Origin of the sequence: Pseudomonas sp. Pseusp11, from assembly GCF_047304405.1 — a bacterium.
Lineage (GTDB): Bacteria > Pseudomonadota > Gammaproteobacteria > Pseudomonadales > Pseudomonadaceae > Aquipseudomonas.
In genome coordinates this window covers 122,954-143,750 of record NZ_JBGLZF010000013.1, presented here as the reverse complement: position 1 = coordinate 143,750, position 20,797 = coordinate 122,954, and the positions used below count along the sequence as shown (strand labels likewise).

General features: G+C 60.3%; 18 protein-coding genes and 1 pseudogene. 16 read left to right on the top strand and 3 right to left on the bottom strand.

Going from position 1 to position 20,797, the window contains the following annotated elements; translation table 11 throughout:
- Positions 1–11: 11 nt before the first annotated feature.
- Together ACCC96_RS13325 and ACCC96_RS13320 are read left to right on the top strand one after the other, a co-directional pair.
- Positions 12–1,022, top strand: coding sequence for a class 1 fructose-bisphosphatase (locus ACCC96_RS13325; RefSeq protein ID WP_007933966.1), 1,011 nt, complete (start codon positions 12–14; stop codon positions 1,020–1,022).
- A gap of 3 nt (positions 1,023–1,025) precedes the next feature.
- Entirely contained in the window at positions 1,026–1,628 is a 603-nt protein-coding gene (locus ACCC96_RS13320; protein ID WP_018929191.1) for a DUF924 family protein, read from the top strand.
- Positions 1,629–1,690: 62 nt separating this feature from the next.
- On the opposite strand, the gene ACCC96_RS13315 is transcribed toward ACCC96_RS13320, so the two are convergent.
- Positions 1,691–2,455 (bottom strand): methyl-accepting chemotaxis protein, encoded by a 765-nt coding sequence (locus ACCC96_RS13315; RefSeq protein ID WP_370695245.1) that lies wholly within the window; start codon positions 2,453–2,455, stop codon positions 1,691–1,693.
- Between the two features lie 93 nt (positions 2,456–2,548).
- Positions 2,549–3,571, bottom strand: a pseudogene (locus ACCC96_RS13310) (cache and HAMP domain-containing protein); the annotation flags it as partial.
- A gap of 296 nt (positions 3,572–3,867) precedes the next feature.
- Between ACCC96_RS13310 and bamE the strand changes: the two are divergent.
- Entirely contained in the window at positions 3,868–4,122 is a 255-nt protein-coding gene (gene bamE, locus ACCC96_RS13305) for an outer membrane protein assembly factor BamE (protein WP_018929189.1), read from the top strand.
- A 33-nt stretch (positions 4,123–4,155) separates the two neighbouring features.
- The gene (locus tag ACCC96_RS13300; protein WP_019650810.1) at positions 4,156–4,725 is read left to right on the top strand and encodes a lipocalin family protein; all 570 of its coding nucleotides are present in this window, start codon (positions 4,156–4,158) and stop codon (positions 4,723–4,725) included.
- A gap of 60 nt (positions 4,726–4,785) precedes the next feature.
- Here the strand turns inward: ACCC96_RS13300 and ACCC96_RS13295 are convergent, their stop codons facing one another.
- On the bottom strand, positions 4,786–6,150 hold the full coding sequence (locus tag ACCC96_RS13295; RefSeq protein ID WP_413696054.1) for a formimidoylglutamate deiminase: 1,365 nt from the start codon (positions 6,148–6,150) through the stop codon (positions 4,786–4,788).
- A 188-nt stretch (positions 6,151–6,338) separates the two neighbouring features.
- Between ACCC96_RS13295 and hutC the strand changes: the two genes are divergently transcribed.
- The 12 genes from hutC to ACCC96_RS13235 all read left to right on the top strand — a co-directional run bounded on the left by hutC (position 6,339) and on the right by ACCC96_RS13235 (position 20,761).
- A complete protein-coding gene (hutC, locus tag ACCC96_RS13290; protein ID WP_244858324.1) occupies positions 6,339–7,007 on the top strand; it encodes a histidine utilization repressor in 669 nt (222 codons plus the stop codon).
- Positions 7,008–7,030: 23 nt separating this feature from the next.
- Positions 7,031–7,600: a HutD family protein gene (locus ACCC96_RS13285; protein WP_413696053.1), complete on the top strand. Its 570-nt coding sequence runs from the start codon at positions 7,031–7,033 to the stop codon at positions 7,598–7,600.
- A gap of 450 nt (positions 7,601–8,050) precedes the next feature.
- Positions 8,051–9,733 carry a urocanate hydratase gene (gene hutU / locus ACCC96_RS13280; protein ID WP_019650808.1) on the top strand — a complete coding sequence of 561 codons (1,683 nt, stop codon included), beginning with the start codon at positions 8,051–8,053 and terminating at the stop codon, positions 9,731–9,733.
- 171 nt (positions 9,734–9,904) lie between these two features.
- Positions 9,905–10,873: an ABC transporter substrate-binding protein gene (locus ACCC96_RS13275; RefSeq protein WP_018929183.1), complete on the top strand. Its 969-nt coding sequence runs from the start codon at positions 9,905–9,907 to the stop codon at positions 10,871–10,873.
- A gap of 70 nt (positions 10,874–10,943) precedes the next feature.
- Positions 10,944–11,795, top strand: coding sequence for an ABC transporter permease (locus ACCC96_RS13270; RefSeq protein ID WP_018929182.1), 852 nt, complete (start codon positions 10,944–10,946; stop codon positions 11,793–11,795).
- A complete protein-coding gene (locus tag ACCC96_RS13265; protein ID WP_007936770.1) occupies positions 11,792–12,622 on the top strand; it encodes a quaternary amine ABC transporter ATP-binding protein in 831 nt (276 codons plus the stop codon). The genes ACCC96_RS13270 and ACCC96_RS13265 overlap by 4 nt, the downstream gene beginning before the upstream one ends.
- A 144-nt stretch (positions 12,623–12,766) precedes the next feature.
- On the top strand, positions 12,767–14,290 hold the full coding sequence (gene hutH, locus ACCC96_RS13260) for a histidine ammonia-lyase (RefSeq protein ID WP_413696052.1): 1,524 nt from the start codon (positions 12,767–12,769) through the stop codon (positions 14,288–14,290).
- Positions 14,291–14,403: 113 nt separating this feature from the next.
- Complete coding sequence (gene hutH, locus ACCC96_RS13255) at positions 14,404–15,942, top strand: histidine ammonia-lyase (protein WP_413696051.1); 1,539 nt, start codon at positions 14,404–14,406, stop codon at positions 15,940–15,942.
- Between the two features lie 97 nt (positions 15,943–16,039).
- Positions 16,040–17,449 carry an amino acid permease gene (locus tag ACCC96_RS13250; RefSeq protein WP_019650803.1) on the top strand — a complete coding sequence of 470 codons (1,410 nt, stop codon included), beginning with the start codon at positions 16,040–16,042 and terminating at the stop codon, positions 17,447–17,449.
- Positions 17,450–17,466: 17 nt separating this feature from the next.
- The gene (hutI, locus tag ACCC96_RS13245; protein ID WP_018929177.1) at positions 17,467–18,672 is read left to right on the top strand and encodes an imidazolonepropionase; all 1,206 of its coding nucleotides are present in this window, start codon (positions 17,467–17,469) and stop codon (positions 18,670–18,672) included.
- Positions 18,673–18,682: 10 nt separating this feature from the next.
- Positions 18,683–19,486 (top strand): N-formylglutamate deformylase, encoded by an 804-nt coding sequence (gene hutG / locus ACCC96_RS13240; protein WP_018929176.1) that lies wholly within the window; start codon positions 18,683–18,685, stop codon positions 19,484–19,486.
- Positions 19,487–19,813: 327 nt separating this feature from the next.
- A complete protein-coding gene (locus ACCC96_RS13235) occupies positions 19,814–20,761 on the top strand; it encodes a choline ABC transporter substrate-binding protein (protein WP_019650800.1) in 948 nt (315 codons plus the stop codon).
- Positions 20,762–20,797: the final 36 nt, after the last annotated feature.

Here is a 20,797-nt window from a genome sequence, read left to right as displayed (position 1 = left end):
CGGAGCCGTCCATGTCCCGCGTTACCCTGAGTCGCTATTTGATTGAGCAGACCCGCAGCAACAACACTCCTGCCGATCTGCGTTTCCTGATCGAAGTGGTGGCGCGTGCCTGTAAGGAAATCAGCCACGCCGTCTCCAAAGGCGCCCTGGGTGGTGTCCTGGGCAGCATGGGCACTGAAAACGTCCAAGGTGAAGTGCAGAAGAAGCTTGATGTGATGTCCAACGACATCCTGCTCGAAGCCAACGAATGGGGCGGTCACCTGGCCGGCATGGCATCCGAAGAAATGGACAATGCCTACCAGATCCCGGGCAAATACCCGAAAGGCGCGTACCTGCTGGTGTTCGACCCGCTGGACGGTTCGTCGAACATCGACATCAACGCGCCGGTCGGTACGATCTTCTCGGTGCTGCGTTGCCCGAACGAATACCTGACCCAGAACGAGCCTTTGAACGAAAAGGCCTTCCTGCAGCCAGGCACTCAGCAGGTTGCCGCCGGTTACGCGATTTACGGTCCACAGACCATGCTGGTGCTGACCCTGGGCAATGGCGTCAAAGGCTTCACCCTGGATCGTGAAATGGGCAGCTTCGTACTGACCCATGAAGACATCACGATTCCGGAGTCCACGCAGGAATTCGCGATCAACGCGTCCAACAAGCGTCACTGGGAAGCGCCGGTACAACGTTACGTCGACGAATTGCTGGCTGGCGATGAAGGCCCGCTGAAGAAGAACTACAACATGCGTTGGGTCGCCGCGATGGTGGCCGACGTGCACCGCATCCTGACCCGCGGTGGTCTGTTCATGTACCCACGCGACAGCCGCGAGCCGTCGAAGCCGGGCAAACTGCGCCTGATGTACGAAGCCAACCCGATGTCGTTCTTGGTGGAGCAAGCGGGTGGCGCATCCACTGACGGCCACCAGCGCATCCTCGACATCCAGCCGGAAGGCCTGCACCAGCGTGTTGCGGTGTTCCTCGGTTCGAAAGAAGAAGTTGCCCGCGTCACGGCTTACCACAAGGAATAAAACATGACCGCGCCCTGGCAGCCGTTACTCGAATGGTGGTTTGGATCTTTCGAATCACCCAACGAAATAGCGGCTGACAAGGGCAAGTTATGGTTCGGCAAGCGTGACAGTCAGGACCTCGAAGCGCGGATGCGTTTCGGGGATCTGGTCGAGCAGGCACTGGCCGGCGGATTGACCGAATGGGCGCAACGCCCCGAAGGTTGGCTGGCCCTGGTGCTGCTGCTCGATCAATTGCCGCGAATGATCTTTCGCGACACCCCCAAATCCTTTTCCGGCGACGTCAGGGCCCAGGCACTGGTGGCGCAAGGCATTGCCGCGGATTTCGATCGGCAACTGCGTCCGATCCAGCGGGTTTTTATCTATCTGGTGTTCGAACACTGCGAAAACCTGGCGGTGCAGAACGAAGCGGTTTCGCGGTTTCTCGATCTGGTTGAACAGCAACCCGAGGCGGATCGGGCGGTGTTTGCCAGCAACCTGGATTACGCCGAACGGCATCAGAAGATCATTGCGCGATTTGGGCGGTTTCCCCATCGCAATGCGGTGTTGGGGCGTGAGTCTACGGCTGAGGAGCTGGAGTTTCTTTCGGGGCCAGGATCGCGCTTCTAGCTTTTCGTTGTTGCTGATGCCGCCATCGCGGGCAAGCCCGCGATGAGACCAGTGAGAGCGCCTTAGATCCGGAAACTCCCCACCAACTGCTTCAACCGCGCCGCCTGCTGTTCAAGATCGGCACAGGCACGCAAAGTCGACTGCAAGTTCTCCACACCTTCCTGGTTCAGCGTGTTGATCTCGGTGATGTCGACGTTGATCGATTCCACCACGGCGGTCTGTTCTTCGGTCGCGGTAGCCACCGACTGGTTCATCCCGTCGATCTCGCCGATGCGCTGCGTCACGCTGCCCAGGCGTTCGCCGGCCTGGTTGGCGATGCCGACGCTGCTTTCGCTCTGGCGCTGGCTGTCGGTCATGGTGCTGACCGCTTCCCGGGCCCCAACTTGCAGCTCCTCGATCATCTTCTGCACTTGCTGCGCCGAATCCTGAGTGCGGTGGGCGAGGTTGCGTACTTCGTCGGCCACCACGGCAAAACCACGGCCGGCTTCACCGGCCCGGGCCGCTTCGATGGCCGCGTTGAGGGCCAGCAGGTTGGTCTGTTGCGAGATGCTGGTGATCACTTCCAGAATCTGTCCGATGTTCACCGTGTTGCTGTTCAGGGTTTCGATGTTGCCGCACGAATCGCTGATTTTTGCCGAAAGCTGGTGCATCGCGGCGATGGTTTTATCCACTACCTGCTGACCCTCTTCGGCCAGGCTGCGTGCGTCGCTCGAGTGTTGCGAGGCGAGGGCGGCGTTCTGGGCGATTTCCTGGGCGGCGGCACCGAGCTGGTTGATCGCTGCCGCGACGCTGCTGGTGCGCGAGGCCTGTTGATCGGAGTTGAACATTGACGAGTTCGAGGCCGCCACTACGCGCAGGGCAACTTCGTTGACCTGGCCGGTGGCCGAAGATACTTCGCGGATCGAGGTGTGGATACGCTCGACGAAACGGTTGAGCGAGGTGCCCAGAGCACCGAATTCGTCCTGGCCATGAATGGTCAGGCGTTTGGTCAGGTCGCCTTCGCCCTCGGCGATGTCATGCATGGCGCGGCCCATGATCAGCAGCGGCTGCATCAGCACGCGGATCAACATGCTCAGCAGCGCGATGATGATCACCACGGCGATGACCATGGCGATGATCGCCGAGGTGCGGAATTCGCTGAGCATCGAGAACGCGGTTTCCTGATCCAGCACCAGCGCCACGTACCAGTCCGCCGACGGCACACCGTTAACGTGGGTGAAGGAGATGAACTGGGTTTTACCGTCCAGTTCGACTTCTTTCAGGCCCGGGCTGACTTTCGGCGCGCCGTTGGGGTAGGCGTCGGCCAGGTTCTTGAGCACCAGTTTGCTGTCCGGGTGGATCAGAATCTTGCCGTCGGCGCTGACAATGAACGCATGGCCATGACCGCCGAAGTTCAGCGAGTTGATGATCGCGCTGACGCTGGACAGGTCGATATCCGCGCCGGCGACGCCAATCATCTGGCTCTGGTACTTCACCGGCGTGGCCACGGTGATCACCAGTTTGCCCGACGACGCCGCGATGTAGGGTTCGGTGACGATGGTCTGTTGCGCGTTGTTGGCTGCCTTGTACCAGCCACGGGCGCGAGGGTCGTAGTCCGCAGCGCGGTTGCCGGCCGGGATCGAGAACATCACGCCATCGGTGCCGCCGAAGTAGCTCAGCTGGAAGTTGCTGGTATAGGCCGGCAGGTCGATGGCGCGTTTGAGATTGGCCGGGGCGCTGCCGTCCACGGCGATCTGCTGGGACAGCGATTGCAGCAATTGGATGCGGCTTTCCAGCCAGGTCTGGATGTTGCTGGTGGTCAGGCTGCCGAGTTCCTGCATCGAGGACTCGGTACTGCTGCGCAGGGTTTGACGCTGGCGGTAATCGTTGAACAGGATGAAACAGGCGAATGCAACGGCCACCACGAGAGCGGCTGCCAACAAGATCTTGTGGCTGAATTTCATGTTTCTGGTCATTAAATGATCTACCGCGCAGTGGCTGGTCAGCAAAGGGGCGTCAATTTGCCACAGTCGAGGGCTTGGCGCTGCTTTTATGTCGACTGGCCAGCGCCAAAGATTAGGCGGGTATTGACGAAAACCGACGAAATACCCAATGACCTGAGAAAGGGGCTGATTTATCGGTAAAAGGCTGACGAGTGGCCTAATAAATAGGCGGACGGTCGGGGAACCAGATTAGGGTTTTCTCTTCTAAGCTTCTGGTTGGCAACATGCCACCTCTCTTCCGCTCCAGGAGTTACACCATGTCGCTGCGTTCTATCGCCTTGCTCTCGTTCTGCGTGCTGTTGGCCGCGTGCAGCAAGATCAATCAGGAAAATTATTCGAAGCTGTCGACCGGCATGCCCAAGGCCCAGGTTGAAACCTTGCTGGGCAAACCGACCGACTGCTCGGGCGCACTCGGCATGTCCAGTTGCACCTGGGGCGACAAAAACAGCTTTATCAGCGTGCAGTATGCCGGTGACAAAGTGCTGATGTTTTCGGGCCAAGGCCTGAAGTAAACCGGGGCTTTTCGCCCACGGGAGAAAAAAATAATGAAGCGGTTCCTGATCGTTCTTTTTGCCGGCCTGGTATTGGCCGGCTGCGCCTCTTCTGGCGTAGATCCGTTGGCGCCCAAGACCGTCAATAGTGTCAACCTCAAGCGTTACCAGGGAACCTGGTACGAATTGGCGCGTCTGCCGGTGTATTTCCAGCGTAACTGTGCGCAATCCGAAGCCCATTACAGCCTCAAGCCTGACGGTGAGATGGCGGTGCTGAACCGCTGCCTGACCTCGCAATGGCAATGGGAAGAGGCCAAGGGCAGGGCTTATCCACAGGTACCCGGCAAGGCCGACAAGCTGTGGGTCGAGTTCGATACCTGGTTCTCGCGATTGATACCCGGTGTGTCGAAGGGAGAGTACTGGGTGTTGTACGTCAGCGATGACTACAAGACCGCGATTGTCGGCGACCCGAGTCGCCATCATCTCTGGCTGCTGTCACGGACCCCGACGGTCAATGGCGTAGTGCGTGAAGAGCTGCTGAGCAGGGCGCGTCAGCAGGGCTATGACACGACACGGCTGATCTGGCGTACGTCGGATAGCAAGATGGCCAAGACCTCGAACTAACGGTCACCGAAGAGCAAAAACTGTGGGAGCGAGCCTGCTCGCTCCCACAGTTTTTTTGCGTCAGCCCAAGAGATCGCGCAGGACTTGGGTGAATGCCCGGTTACTCTCTTCCTCGTCGGCATGCCGCCCATCGCGCACGACCCACTGGCCATTGACCAGCACATCACGGACCTGGCGATCGCCACCGGCAAACAGCCAGCGATTGAGAATTCCGTCGCCACTGGCCGTCGCCAGGTATGGATCGTTGCCGTCCAGCACCAACCAATCCGCGCGCTTGCCGACTTCCAGGGCGCCGATCGGCTGCCCCAACGCCTGGGCGCCGCCATCCAGCGCTGCGTCGTACAGCGTGCGGCCGACCATCGGCTGATTCGCGCCATACAACCGATTACGCCGCTGATCGCGCAGACGCTGGCCGTATTCCAGCCAGCGCAATTCTTCAACCACGCTCAACGACACATGGCTGTCGGAACCGATACCCATGCGCCCGCCCTGCGCCAGGAAGTCCACCGCTGGGAAAATCCCGTCGCCGAGGTTGGCTTCAGTGGTCAGGCACAGGCCGGCGATGGCGCGGCTCTTGGCCATGAGCGTGACTTCTTCCGGGTTGGCGTGGGTGGCGTGGACCAGGCACCAGCGTTGATCGACTTCGGTGTTTTCGTACAGCCATTGCAGCGGACGGCGACCGCTCCAGCCAAGACAGTCGTCGACTTCCTTCTGCTGCTCGGCGATGTGAATGTGCACCGGGCATTGCTTGTCGCTGGCTGCCAGCACTTCGCTGATCTGCTGCGGTGTGACCGCGCGTAACGAGTGGAAACACAGGCCGAGCGACTGCGCGGGTTGCTGCGCCAGAATCGGCTGCAAACGCGACTGAAGCTTCAGGTAGTTTTCGGTGCTGTTGATAAAGCGGCGCTGGCCTTCGTTCGGGGTCTGTCCGCCAAAACCGGAATGGCTGTAGAGCACCGGCAACAAGGTCAAGCCAATACCGGCGGAGCTGGCCGCCTGGCTGATGCGCAGCGCCAGTTCGGCCGGGTCCGCATACGGCTGGCCACTATTGTCGTGATGGACGTAATGAAATTCCGCGACCGATGTGTAACCGGCCTTGAGCATTTCGATGTACAGCTGACGGGCGATAACGCCGAGTTGATCCGGGCTGATTTTTCCGACGAGCCGATACATCAGATCGCGCCAGGTCCAGAAACTGTCATTCGGATTACCCGCCACTTCCGCAAGTCCTGCCATGGCTCGCTGGAAGGCGTGGGAGTGTAAATTCGGCATTCCCGGCAGCAGTGGACCGCTCAACCTTTCGGCGTCATCTGCGTGGGAATCGGCCTGGATATGGGTCAGCACGCCATCGGCGTTGACTTCAAGACGTACATTGTTGGCCCATCCACTAGGCAGCAGCGCGCGTTCGGCAAAGAAGGCGGACATGGTTCAGCACCCCATCGTGTGTTATTTGTATATACATATACAGACGTTTGCCTGCTCGGTAAACTCCGGCAAGCTAGCAACCTCTCATAGATGAACAAGGATTAACCGTGCCGACTCCGCCTGCAGTCTCCCCGTTGGCCGCGAACATTGGCGACAGCCCGGCGCCCTTGTACGCCCGCGTAAAACAGATGATCACCCAGCAAATCGATAGTGGAAACTGGCCGCCGCACTACCGCGTTCCGTCGGAAAGCGAGCTGGTCAGCCAGCTGGGTTTCAGCCGCATGACCATCAACCGCGCCCTGCGCGAGATGACCGCCGACGGCCTGTTGGTGCGCATGCAAGGCGTCGGAACGTTCGTCGCCGAGCCAAAAAGTCAGTCTGCGCTGTTTGAAGTGCACAACATCGCCGACGAGATCGCCTCCCGTGGCCATCGTCACACGTGCAAGGTGATCACCCTCGAAGAAGAGGCCGCCGGTTCCGAGCGGGCCCTGGCCCTGGACATGCGCGAGGGCCAGAAGGTGTTTCACTCGCTGATTGTGCATTTCGAAAACGATATCCCGGTGCAAATCGAAGACCGTTTCGTCAACGCGCTGGTGGCGCCGGACTACCTCAAGCAAGACTTCACCCTGCAAACGCCTTACGCCTATCTGAATCAGGTCGCGCCGTTGACCGAGGGCGAGCATGTGGTCGAAGCGATTCTCGCCGAGCCGTCCGAATGCAAGTTGCTGCAGATTGAAAAGGGCGAGCCGTGCCTGCTGATTCGTCGCCGCACCTGGTCCGGCCGTCAGCCAGTGACCGCCGCCCGCTTGATCCACCCCGGTTCCCGTCATCGTCTGGAAGGGCGGTTCCATAAATAAGAGCCATAAGTAGAGAGACATAAATGGGGCAGTTGAAGGTCTTACGCGCAACCGATTACCCGCGCATGCCGTGGAAGAACGGCGGCGGCAGCACTGAAGAAATCACCCGTGATACGGGGGTAGGCCTTGATGGTTTTGGCTGGCGCCTGTCGATTGCCGACATCGGCGAGTCGGGCGGTTTTTCCACCTTTGCCGGTTATGAGCGGGTGATCACCGTACTGCAAGGCGAGGGCATGACCTTGCGCGTCGATGGCCAGGACACGCGGGCGTTGTTACCGCTCGACCCGTTTGCTTTCAATGGCGAGAGTCACGTGTCCTGCGCATTGCTCGGTGGGCCGATTCGCGACTTCAACCTAATTTATGCACCGGATCGTTACAGTGCGCGGTTGCAGTGGCTGGAAGGCAAGCAGCGGTTTTTTAGTGAAGCCGGGACTCTGCTGGTGTTCAGTGTCAGTGAAGCGCTGGAAGTGAAGGTCGGTAACAAAGCATCGCAACTCGGTCGCCATGATTGCCTGCAACTGGACGGTAACGTCGGTCTGCAGGACGTCGCCCTCAATGGTTCGTGCTGTGTCATTGAGCTGACTGCACGCTGATCCAATATCGAGTCGCCTCTATCGCGGGCAAGCCTCGCGCCCACAAGGTCGATGATAATCTTGTGGGCGCGAGGCTTGCCCGCGATGCTTTTCGTCCTCGCAAATCCGTTCCCCATCGCGCACCAATTTGTTACCGAACGCCCCAGTGTGGCGCAAAACCATGCTCAAGTAACAATCGGCACGTCCCCGAATAAATCCCCGCGAAAAATTTCATTTACGCCAGAACCCTTGATCCAGACGCTTTCCAGCCCTGTAAGAAATTTTCTTGGATGCTCATTCAACAAGTTGGCCGCTTGATTGCATATGCTTGTATGTACAAGTAAAGACGTATGTGTATGAGTCACGAAGACTCAACCATCGTCCACTGATTCGCTGATGTGCACTGATGCCCATCGGCTTGCTCGCCCACTACCTGGGTTGGTTTGGATTGATTGCTGAGGAGTTCTTTTCGTGACTGAGAATAAACCTACTAAGTTTCGTGACGTTGAAATCCGTGCTGCCCGCGGTAACAAGCTGACCGCCAAGAGCTGGCTGACTGAAGCGCCGCTGCGCATGCTGATGAACAACCTCGACCCGGAAGTCGCCGAGAACCCTAAAGAACTGGTGGTTTACGGTGGTATCGGTCGTGCGGCACGTAACTGGGAATGCTACGACAAGATCGTTGAAAGCCTGACCAACCTGAACGACGACGAGACCCTGCTGGTGCAATCCGGCAAGCCGGTCGGCGTGTTCAAGACCCACAGCAACGCCCCACGCGTTCTGATCGCCAACTCCAACCTGGTACCGCACTGGGCGAGCTGGGAGCACTTCAACGAACTCGACGCCAAAGGCCTGGCCATGTACGGCCAGATGACCGCCGGCAGCTGGATCTACATCGGCAGCCAGGGCATCGTTCAAGGCACCTACGAAACTTTCGTCGAAGCCGGTCGCCAGCACTACAACGATGACCTGAAAGGTCGTTGGGTCCTGACCGCAGGCCTCGGCGGCATGGGCGGCGCTCAGCCTCTGGCTGCAACTCTGGCCGGCGCTTGCTCGCTGAACATCGAATGCCAACAAGTGAGTATCGATTTCCGTCTGAAAAGCCGTTACGTCGACGAGCAAGCCAAAGACCTCGACGACGCCCTGGCCCGTATCGCCAAATACACTGCCGAAGGCAAGGCGATCTCCATCGCCCTGCTGGGCAACGCTGCGGAAATCCTCCCGGAACTGGTCCGTCGTGGCGTGCGCCCGGACATGGTCACCGACCAGACCAGCGCCCACGACCCGCTCAACGGCTACCTGCCGGCCGGCTGGACCTGGGACGAATACCGCGCCCGCGCCAAGACCGAACCTGCTGCCGTGATCAAGGCCGCCAAGCAATCGATGGCCGTTCACGTCAAAGCGATGCTCGATTTCCAGAAGCAAGGCATCCCGACCTTCGACTATGGCAACAACATCCGTCAGATGGCGCAAGAAGAAGGCGTGGAGAACGCATTCGACTTCCCGGGTTTCGTACCGGCTTACATCCGTCCACTGTTCTGCCGTGGCATCGGCCCGTTCCGTTGGGCTGCGCTGTCGGGCGATCCGCAGGACATCTACAAGACCGACGCTAAAGTCAAAGAACTGATCCCGGACGACGCCCACCTGCACAACTGGCTGGACATGGCTCGCGAGCGCATCAGCTTCCAGGGTCTGCCGGCACGTATCTGCTGGGTTGGCCTGGGCCTGCGCGCCAAGCTCGGTCTGGCGTTCAACGAAATGGTGCGCAGCGGTGAATTGTCCGCGCCAATCGTGATCGGTCGCGACCACCTGGACTCCGGCTCCGTATCCAGCCCGAACCGCGAAACTGAATCGATGCAAGACGGTTCCGACGCCGTGTCCGACTGGCCACTGCTCAACGCTCTGCTGAACACCGCGAGCGGCGCGACCTGGGTTTCCCTGCACCACGGCGGCGGCGTCGGCATGGGCTTCTCCCAGCACTCCGGCATGGTGATTGTCTGCGACGGTACTGACGAAGCGGCCGAGCGTATCGCTCGCGTGCTGCACAACGACCCGGCCACCGGTGTCATGCGTCACGCCGATGCCGGTTACCAGATCGCGATCGACTGCGCCAAGGAGCAGGGGCTGAACCTGCCGATGATCACCGGCAAATAAGAGAAAAGACCGCTGCAGGAGCTGCCGTGGCAGCTCCTGCAGAGATCACGACGTTGCAGACCTAACAACAAGCGGGGCGGGTAGCGCGGTTGCGCAGGCCTGATTGGACGTGGACAGGGCTGGATGCCTCTTGACTGCCGTAAGCCAACTCATGATTAGGAGCGTCACACAATGAAATCGAACAAGACCCTGCTGACCACTTTGCTTTCCATGGGCCTGCTGGCCAGTGCCGGTGCCACCCAGGCGGCTGGCTGGTGCGAATCGGGTAAACCGGTGAAATTCGCCGGCCTGAACTGGGAAAGCGCCATGCTGCTGACCGACGTGCTGCAAGTCGTGTTGGAGAAAGGCTACGACTGCAAGACCGACAGCCTGCCGGGCAACTCCATCACCATGGAAAACGCCCTGAGCAGCAACGACATCCAAGTGTTCGCCGAAGAGTGGGTCGGCCGCAGCGAAGTCTGGAACAAGGCCGAGAAGGCCGGCAAGGTCGTCGGTGTCGGCGCTCCGGTGGTGGGTGCCGTCGAAGGCTGGTACGTGCCGCGCTACGTGATCGAAGGCGACGCCAAGCGCAAACTGGAAGCCAAGGCGCCGGACCTGAAAAACATTGCCGATCTGGCTAAATATTCCGCGGTATTCAAGGACGCCGAAGAGCCATCCAAAGGGCGTTTCTACAACTGCCCGGCCGGCTGGACCTGCGAGCTGGATAACAGCGAAATGCTGAAAAGCTACGGCCTGGAAAACAGCTACACCAACTTCCGTCCGGGCACCGGCCCGGCGCTGGATGCGGCGGTGCTGTCGAGCTACAAGCGTGGCGAGCCGATCCTGTTCTACTACTGGTCGCCAACCCCGCTGATGGGCCAGATCGACGTGGTCAAACTGGAAGAAAAACCGGGTGTCGACAAGCGCGTGACCATCAAGGTCGGCCTCTCCAAGACTTTCCACGAGCAGGCCCCGGAACTGGTGACCGTGCTGGAAAAGGTCAACCTGCCGATCGACCTGTTGAATCAGAACCTGGGGCGTATGGCCAAAGAGCGGATCGAGTCGCCAAAACTGGCCAAGATCTTCTTGAAGGAACATCCTGAAGTCTGGCACGCGTGGGTGAGCGAAGACGCAGCCAAGAAAATCGACGCGGCCTTGTAGGTTGAGCCTCTCCGACTGTCGGCAACGGCAGTCGGATGCTTGATCGCAACCCCTTGATTGAGAGTCTCTTATGTTTCCCGAAAGCTTTACCTTTTCCATCGCCGACTGGGTCAACGGTTGGGTCGATACGCTGGTCACCAACTACGGCGACGTGTTCCGCAGCATCTCCGACACCCTGCTGTGGGCCATCGTCAATCTTGAAGGGCTGCTGCGTGCGGCGCCCTGGTGGCTGATGCTGGCGATCGTGGCGGGCGTTGCCTGGCACGCGACCCGCAAAGTCGTGACCACGGCGGTCATCGTCGGTTTGCTGTTCCTGGTGGGCGCGGTCGGTCTCTGGGACAAGCTGATGCAGACCCTGGCGCTGATGATGGTGGCGACGGTCATCTCGGTGCTGATCGGCATTCCGTTGGGCATTCTTTCTGCGCGCAGCAATCGCCTGCGTTCGGTACTGATGCCGCTGCTGGACATCATGCAAACCATGCCGAGCTTCGTGTACCTGATTCCGGTGCTGATGCTGTTCGGCCTGGGCAAGGTCCCGGCGATTTTCGCTACCGTTATTTACGCTGCGCCGCCGCTGATCCGCCTGACCGATCTGGGTATTCGCCAGGTTGACGGTGAAGTGATGGAAGCTATCAACGCCTTCGGTGCCAACCGCTGGCAGCAACTGTTCGGCGTGCAACTGCCGCTGGCCCTGCCGAGCATCATGGCCGGGATCAACCAGACCACCATGATGGCCCTGTCGATGGTGGTGATCGCCTCGATGATCGGTGCCCGTGGCTTGGGTGAAGACGTATTGGTGGGGATTCAGACCCTCAACGTCGGACGTGGTCTTGAGGCCGGTCTGGCGATCGTGATTCTGGCAGTGGTGATCGACCGCATTACACAGGCGTACGGTCGCGCACGGCATGAGGTGAGCAAATGAGCAACGCAGCCATCAGCAAGATTGAAGTCAAAAACGTCTTCAAGATTTTCGGCAACCGTTCCAAGGATGCGCTGGGCATGATTAGCCAGGGCAAAACCAAAGACCAGGTACTGGCCGAAACCGGTTGCGTGGTCGGCGTGAATGACCTGTCGCTGAGCATCGGCACCGGCGAGATCTTCGTGATCATGGGCCTGTCGGGTTCCGGCAAGTCGACCCTGGTGCGTCACTTCAACCGCCTGATCGACCCGACCAGCGGCGCGATCCTGGTGGACGGCGTGGACATCCTGCAATACGACATGGAAGCCCTGCGCGAATTTCGCCGGCACAAGATCAGCATGGTGTTCCAGAGCTTTGGCCTGCTGCCGCACAAAAGCGTGCTGGATAACGTCGCCTACGGCCTGAAAGTGCGTGGCGAGAGCAAGCAGGTGTGCTCCGAGCGCGCGCTGCACTGGATCAACACCGTGGGCCTGAAGGGCTACGAAAACAAATACCCGCATCAGCTTTCCGGCGGTATGCGCCAGCGTGTGGGCCTGGCTCGCGCCCTGGCGGCGGACACCGACATCATCCTGATGGACGAAGCCTTCAGCGCCCTCGACCCGCTGATCCGCGCCGAAATGCAGGACCAGTTGCTGGAACTGCAAAAGACCCTGCACAAGACCATCGTCTTCATCACCCACGACCTCGATGAGGCCGTGCGCATCGGCAACCGCATCGCGATCCTCAAGGATGGCCGGCTGATTCAGGTCGGCACGCCACGAGAAATCCTGCATTCGCCGGCGGATGAGTATGTGGATCGGTTCGTACAGCGGCGGGCTGCGGTGGTTTGAGGTTGATCGTTTTTGTGGCGAGGGAGCTTGCTCCCGCTGGGCTGCGAAGCGGCCCTGAAAATCTGCGACCGCTGCGCGGTCGAACGGGAGCAAGCTCCCTCGCCACAGGTGTCATACGTCCATGAATTTTGTATGAGGCTCTAGATGTCCCAGGCTGAAAAAATCGTTATCGCCGATGCCCCGTTGCGTTGGCAGGATGTGGTCGCGGTCGCCCGCCACGGCGCGCAGCTTGAGCTGTCGGCCCAAACCTGGGCGCGGATCGAGAATGCCCAGGCGATCGTCCAGCGCATCGTCGCCAGTGGTGAGCGTGCCTATGGTGTCAACACCGGCCTGGGCGCCTTGTGCAACGTCTCGCTCAAGGACGAACAACTCAGCCAGCTGTCGCGCAACACCTTGCTCAGCCATGCCTGCGGCGTCGGTGCTCCGCTGTCCGACGAGCAGACTCGCGCGATTCTCTGCGCCGCGATCCACAACTACAGCCATGGCAAATCCGGCATTCACCGCCGGGTAGTCGAAGCGTTGCTGGCGTTGCTCAATCGCGGCATCACTCCGCAAGTGCCGTCCCAGGGGTCGGTCGGTTATCTGACCCACATGGCCCACATCGGCATCGCGCTGCTGGGCGTCGGCAATGTCAGCTATCGCGGGCAGATCGTTTCTGCACAACAAGCCTTGGCCGAAGAAGGGCTGCAACCGGTTCAACTGGGTGCCAAAGATGGTTTGTGCCTGGTCAACGGCACACCGTGCATGACCGGCCTCAGCTGCCTGGCCCTGGCCGATGCAACGAACCTGGTGCAGTGGGCCGATGTGATCGGCGCCATGAGCTTCGAAGCCCAGCGCGGCCAGATTGCCGCGTTCGATGCTGAGATCATCGCGCTCAAGCCGCATCCAGGCATGCAACAGGTGGGTATCAATCTGCGAGCGTTGCTCGACGGCAGTGAAGTGATCGCCAGCAGCAAAGGCATTCGCACTCAGGATGCGCTGAGCATCCGCTCGATTCCACAAGTGCACGGCGCTGCCCGCGATCAGCTGGAACACGCCAGAAAACAGATCGAAACCGAGCTCAACGCCGTCACCGACAACCCGTTGCTGCTGGGCACGCCGGACAACTTCCGCGTCATGTCCCAGGCCAATCCGCACGGCCAATCAGTTGCTTTGGCGGCTGACTTGCTCGCCATTGCCATGGCCGAAATCGGCTCTATCGCCGAGCGTCGCCTGGACCGCTTGGTCAACCCGCACGTCAGCGGTTTGCCGGCCTTTCTGGTGGCCAATCCGGGCGTGAACTCCGGGATGATGATCGTGCAATACGTTGCCGCGTCGCTGTGTGCGGAAAACCGCCAGTTGGCGCAACCGGCGGTGCTCGATAACTACGTCACTTCGGGCTTGCAGGAAGACCACCTGAGCATGGGCACCAACGCCGCGCTGAAGCTGCATCGCGCGTTGGAAAACTGCACACAGATCCTCGCCATCGAGTATCTGTTGGCGGCTCAGGCTTTTGAGTTCCTGAAAGAGCAACGCTTCGGCGCCGGCACCGATGCCGCGTGGCGCCTGCTGCGCGAACGTATTCCGGCCTACGACCAGGACCGCTGGCTGGCGCCGGACATCGCCAGCGCCGCTGCTGTTTTGAAAGACCCGATTTTGCTGCACAAGGCTGTACCGAACCTCAACTGATTTCCACAACCACCAGCGTGCCAAGGCGCGGCCCCTCCAAAAGGCGGGAAGCGACGGACAACGGATATCTCCGGAGCGTCTGGTTAGTTAATAAAAATGCTCTCAAAAGGAGAATGAATGTGACTGCGCTTAATTTGATTCCCGGCCAACTGAGCCTTGCCCAACTGCGTGATGTTTATCAGCAACCGGTCAAAATCACCCTCGACGAAAGCGCTTCGGCGCAAATCGAAGCCAGCGTTGCCTGCGTGGAACAGATCCTCGCCGAGAACCGCACCGCGTATGGCATCAACACTGGTTTCGGCCTGCTGGCCTCGACCCGCATCGCCAGCGAAGACTTGGAAAACCTCCAGCGCTCGCTGGTGCTGTCCCATGCCGCCGGTGTCGGCGAGCCGATCAGCGACGCCCTGGTGCGACTGGTCATGGTGCTCAAGGTCAACAGCCTGAGCCGTGGTTTCTCCGGCATTCGTCGTCAGGTGATCGATGCACTGATCGCGCTGATCAATGCTGAGGTTTACCCGCACATTCCTTTGAAAGGTTCGGTTGGTGCATCCGGCGATTTGGCGCCGCTGGCGCACATGTCGCTGGTACTGCTGGGTGAAGGCAAGGCGCGCTACAAAGGCGAATGGCTGCCCGCCACCGAAGCGCTGAAAGTCGCCGGTCTGACACCGCTGACCCTGGCAGCGAAAGAAGGCTTGGCGCTGCTCAATGGCACTCAGGTGTCCACCGCCTACGCCCTGCGTGGCCTGTTCGAAGGCGAAGATCTGTTCGCCGGCGCCCTGGCCCTTGGCGGCCTGACGGTCGAAGCGGTACTGGGTTCGCGCTCGCCATTCGACGCGCGTATTCATGCCGCTCGCGGCCAGAAAGGCCAGATCGACGCCGCTGCCGCTTACCGCGATCTGCTGGGCGAGCGCAGTGAAGTGTCCGACTCGCACCAGAACTGCGAAAAGGTCCAGGATCCGTACTCCCTGCGCTGCCAGCCGCAAGTCATGGGCGCCTGCCTGACCCAGTTCCGTCAGGCCGCCGAAGTGCTTGCCATCGAAGCCAACGCCGTATCGGACAACCCATTGGTGTTTGCCGCTGAAGGCGACGTGATCTCCGGCGGTAACTTCCACGCCGAGCCGGTAGCCATGGCCGCCGACAACATGGCGCTGGCCATTGCCGAAATCGGCTCCCTGAGCGAACGCCGCATCTCGCTGATGATGGACAAGCACATGTCGCAACTGCCGCCGTTCCTGGTGGCCAATGGCGGCGTGAACTCCGGCTTCATGATCGCTCAAGTAACGGCGGCGGCATTGGCCAGCGAGAACAAGGCGTTGTCCCATCCGCATTCCGTGGACAGTCTGCCGACGTCGGCGAACCAGGAAGACCACGTGTCCATGGCCCCGGCTGCCGGCAAGCGTCTGTGGGAAATGGCCGAGAACACTCGCGGGATTCTCGCGGTGGAATGGTTGGCGGCGGCCCAGGGTCTGGATCTGCGCGACGGTCTGAAAACCTCGCCAAAACTGGAAAAAGCCCGCGCGATCCTGCGTGCCGAAGTGCCGTTCTATGAGAAGGATCGCTTCTTCGCTCCGGACATCAATGCGGCCAGTGAGTTGTTGGCCACGCGTTGCCTGAATGACCTGGTGACGGCGAAGTTGCTGCCTAGCCTGTAATGGCCTTCGCGAGCAGGCCCGCGCCCACATTGGACTGTGGGAGCGAGCCTGCTCGCGATTCAATTTTGCGTCGAATAAAAATAATTAAGGACGAGAAATGCAACAGCCAGCAAAAGGTTTGAAACGCGGGCTCTCTGCCCGACATATTCGCTTCATGGCACTGGGGTCGGCGATCGGCACCGGGCTGTTTTACGGTTCTGCCTCGGCCATTCAAATGGCCGGCCCCGCGGTCCTGCTCGCTTACCTGATCGGTGGCGCGGCGGTGTTCATGGTCATGCGCGCCCTCGGCGAGATGGCGGTGCATAACCCGGTGGCCGGCTCATTCGGCCAGTACGCCAGCACTTATCTGGGGCCGATGGCGGGCTTTATCCTCGGTTGGACCTACGCATTTGAAATGGTCATCGTCGGTATGGCCGACGTGACCGCATTCGGCATTTACATGGGGTTCTGGTTTCCGGAAGTCTCCCGCTGGATCTGGGTGCTGGGCATCGTTTCGGTGGTCGGCGGCTTGAACCTGTGCAACGTCAAAGTCTTCGGCGAAATGGAGTTCTGGTTGTCGCTGCTCAAGGTCGCGGCCATCGTCGCGATGATCCTCGGCGGTTTCGGCATCATGCTGTTCGGCATCAGCAATGCGCCCGGTGCCCAGGCGACCGATATCAGCAACCTCTGGACCCAGGGCGGCTTCATGCCCAATGGCGTGGGCGGCTTGATCGCCTCGTTTGCGGTGGTGATGTTTGCCTTTGGCGGTATTGAAATCATCGGCGTTACCGCCGGCGAAGCCAAAGACCCGCAGCATGTGCTGCCTCGCGCGATCAATGCCGTACCGTTGCGAATCTTGCTGTTCTACGTGCTGACGATGCTGGTACTGATGTCGATCTTCCCGTGGCAGCAGATCGGCAGCCAAGGCAGCCCGTTCGTGCAGATTTTCGACAACCTGGGGATCAGCTCGGCGGCAACCATCCTCAACATCGTGGTGATCTCGGCGGCGGTGTCGGCCATCAATAGTGACATCTTCGGCGCGGGCCGCATGATGTATGGCCTGGCTCAGCAAGGGCATGCACCGAAAGGCTTCGCCCGCTTGTCGCGCAATGGCGTGCCGTGGTTGACGGTGATAGTGATGAGCTGCGCGCTGCTGCTGGGTGTGTTGCTGAACTACCTGATCCCGGAAAACGTCTTTCTGCTGATCGCCTCCATCGCGACCTTTGCCACGGTGTGGGTCTGGCTGATGATTCTGTTCACCCAAGTGGCCATGCGTCGCTCCATGAGTGCTGAGCAGGTCGCGCAATTGAAATTCCCGGTGCCGTTCTGGCCCTATGCGCCGATGGCGGCGATTGCCTTCATGCTGTTCATCTTCGGCGTGCTGGGTTATTTCCCGGACACCCAGGCGGCGTTGATCGTCGGCGTGGTCTGGATTGTGTTGCTGGTGCTGGCCTACCTGACGTGGGTCAAACCGGCGGCAGGCAAGGCGGTACCGGTGGAACAGGAACCCATTTTTTCTCATCGATAACCTAACGGAGGCCAAGGATGAAAACGCTCTGGCAACACTGCCACGTCGCAACCATGGCGCAAGGCGTCTACTCGATCATCGAGGATGCGGCCATCGTGACGTCCGGTGCGCACATTGAGTGGATCGGCCCACGCGCCGAACTGCCGGCCGGCGAGTACCCGGCCGTCAATGACTTGAGCGGGGCCTGGGTCACTCCGGGCCTGATCGACTGCCACACCCACACGGTATTCGGCGGCAACCGCAGCGGCGAATTCGAGCAGCGCCTGCAAGGCGTCAGCTACGCGGAAATCGCCGCAGCCGGCGGCGGCATTGCCAGCACCGTGCGCGCCACCCGCGCCGCCAGCGAAGACGAGCTGTTCGCCAGCGCAGCCAAGCGTCTGAAAAGCCTGATGCGTGATGGCGTGACCACCGTCGAAATGAAATCCGGCTACGGCCTGGACCTGGCCAGCGAACGCAAGATCCTGCGGGTGATCCGTCGTCTCGGCGCCGAGCTACCCGTCAGCGTGCGCAGCACATGCCTGGCGGCCCACGCCTTGCCGCCGGAATACACCGACCGCGCCGACGCGTACATCGATCACATCTGCAGCGAAATGCTCCCGGCCCTGGCGGCCGAAGGGCTGGTGGATGCGGTAGACGCTTTCTGTGAATACCTGGCGTTTTCGCCAGAGCAGGTCGAGCGGGTGTTCGTCGCCGCGCAGAACCTCGGCTTGCCGGTGAAGCTGCACGCCGAGCAATTGTCATCGCTGCACGGTTCGAGCCTGGCGGCGCGTTACCACGCACTGTCCGCCGATCATCTGGAATTCATGACCGAAGACGACGCCATCGCCATGGCCAAGTCCGGCACCGTCGCGGTATTGCTGCCCGGCGCGTTTTACTTCCTGCGGGAAACCCAATTGCCACCGATGGAAGCCCTGCGCAAACACGGGGTGAAAATCGCCATCGCCAGCGACCTTAACCCGGGCACCTCGCCGGCGTTGTCGTTGCGCTTGATGCTGAACATGGCCTGCACCTGTTTCCGCATGACCCCGGAAGAGGCACTGGCGGGCGCGACTATTCATGCCGCCACCGCGTTGGGCATGGGCCAAACCCACGGTTCGCTGGAAGCCGGCAAGGTCGCAGACTTCGTCGCCTGGCAAATCGATCGTCCGGCCGACCTGTCGTACTGGCTGGGCGGCGACCTGGAAAAACGCGTCGTGCGTCACGGCGTTGAATCAAATCTGTAGGAGAGCGGTTGTGGATAAGGTTCTGAACTTCAAACAAGGCCGCGTGCCGCTGCTGATCAGCATGCCCCACGCCGGCCTACGTCTGACCCCGACGGTGGAAGCGGGGTTGATCCCCGACGCGAAAAGCCTGCCGGACACCGATTGGCATATCCCCAGGCTTTATGAATTCGCCGCCGAACTGGGCGCCAGCACCCTGGCGGCCGAGTACTCGCGGTTTGTCATCGACCTGAACCGGCCGTCCGACGACAAGCCTCTATATGTCGGCGCCACCACGGGTCTGTATCCGGCGACGCTGTTCGATGGCGTGCCGTTGTTCCGCGAAGGGCTGGAGCCGTCGGCTGCAGAGCGGGCGACGTATCTGGAGCAGATCTGGACGCCGTACCACCGCACCTTGCAGGAAGAACTGGCACGGCTGAAAGCCGAGTTCGGCTACGCGCTGCTGTTCGACGCGCACTCGATCCGCTCGGTGATTCCGCACCTGTTCGACGGCAAACTACCGGACTTCAACCTCGGCACCTTCAACGGCGCCAGTTGCGATCCGCAGTTGGCCACACAGCTGGAAGCGATCTGCGCGAAGCACACCGATTACAGCCATGTGCTGAACGGCCGCTTCAAGGGCGGGCACATCACCCGGCATTACGGTAATCCGGCCGAGAACATTCATGCCGTGCAACTGGAGTTGGGCCAGTGCACGTACATGGAAGAGTTCCAGCCGTTCCGTTATCGCCCGGATTTGGCCGAGCCGACGCAAGTGGTGCTCCGGGAATTGCTGCAAGGATTGTTGGCGTGGGGCGAAAAGCATTACAGCGCGTAACCCTCTGGCGAACGGGCCTTTGTGGCGAGGGAGCTTGTCGGATCGCCGCACCGTCCCGCTCGGCGGCGAAGCCGTCTTAAACCCGGTTGGTCGGGCGTATCTGATGAAACTCGGTTGAATGGTTTGGGGGCTGCTTCGCAACCCAGCGGGAGCAAGCTCCCTCGCCACAGATTAGTGTTCGCCTTGGTAACGCATCAGGACAGTCGCCACTGTGCAAAACACGGTCGCCACAGGTCACTTTTGCCGACTCGGCGCTGCGTAACGTTGTGGGCACGGTGCACAAAGACACCGGGCCCACAATAATCTGCTGCCGAGCGAGCCTTCCCGATGAAACGACTGTTCAACCGCTGTCTGTTAATCCTCACCGGCACTGCTCTTCTGAGCACCAGCGTTTTCGCCAACGACCCCGCTTCCTGCAAGACCGTGCGCATGGGCGTGGTCAACTGGACCGACGTCATTGCCACCAGCGGCATGGCCGATGTGCTGCTTAATGGCCTTGGCTATGAAAGCAAGCAAACCAGCGCCGTGCAGCAAATCATCTTCGCCGGCATCCGCGACAAGCGTCTGGATATTTTCCTCGGTTACTGGAAACCGGCGATGGACAAGAACATCGCTCCGTTCGTGTCCGCCAATCAGGTGAAGGTCATGGACAAACCTAGCCTGGCCGACGCCCAGGCAACACTCGCGGTACCTGACTATGTCGCTGCCGCCGGCCTGAAAACCTTCGCCGACATCGCCAGGTTCAAGGATCAGTTGGGTGGCAAGATCTACGGCATCGAGCCGGGCAGCGGCGCCAACACCACCATCAAAACCATGATCGAGACCAACCGCTTCGGTTTGAAGGACTTCAAGTTGATCGAGTCCGGTGAGGCCGGGATGCTCGCCGCCGTACAACGGGCGGTCAATCGCAAGGAGTTCGTGGTGTTCGTCGGCTGGACCCCGCATCCGATGAACATCAACATGAACATCGCCTACCTGACCGGCAGCGAAGACGTCTACGGCCCGAATGAAGGCGCGGCGACCGTTTCCACCGTGACCGCGCCAGACTATGCCGAGCGTTGCCCGAACGTGAACCGTCTATTGGAAAACCTGACCTTCACCGCTGCCCAGGAAAGCCAGTTGATGGTGCCGATCATGGAGCGCAAGACGCCGCAGGATGTCGCCAAACAGTGGCTGCGTGATCATCCTGAAGACCTTCAGCGCTGGCTGGCGGGTGTCAGCAGTTTCGATGGAAAGAATGGCGCGGCAACCGTTCAGGCCAGTCTCAAAAATTGACTGCGCCACAGGTTATCAATCAAAAACTTTGAACTG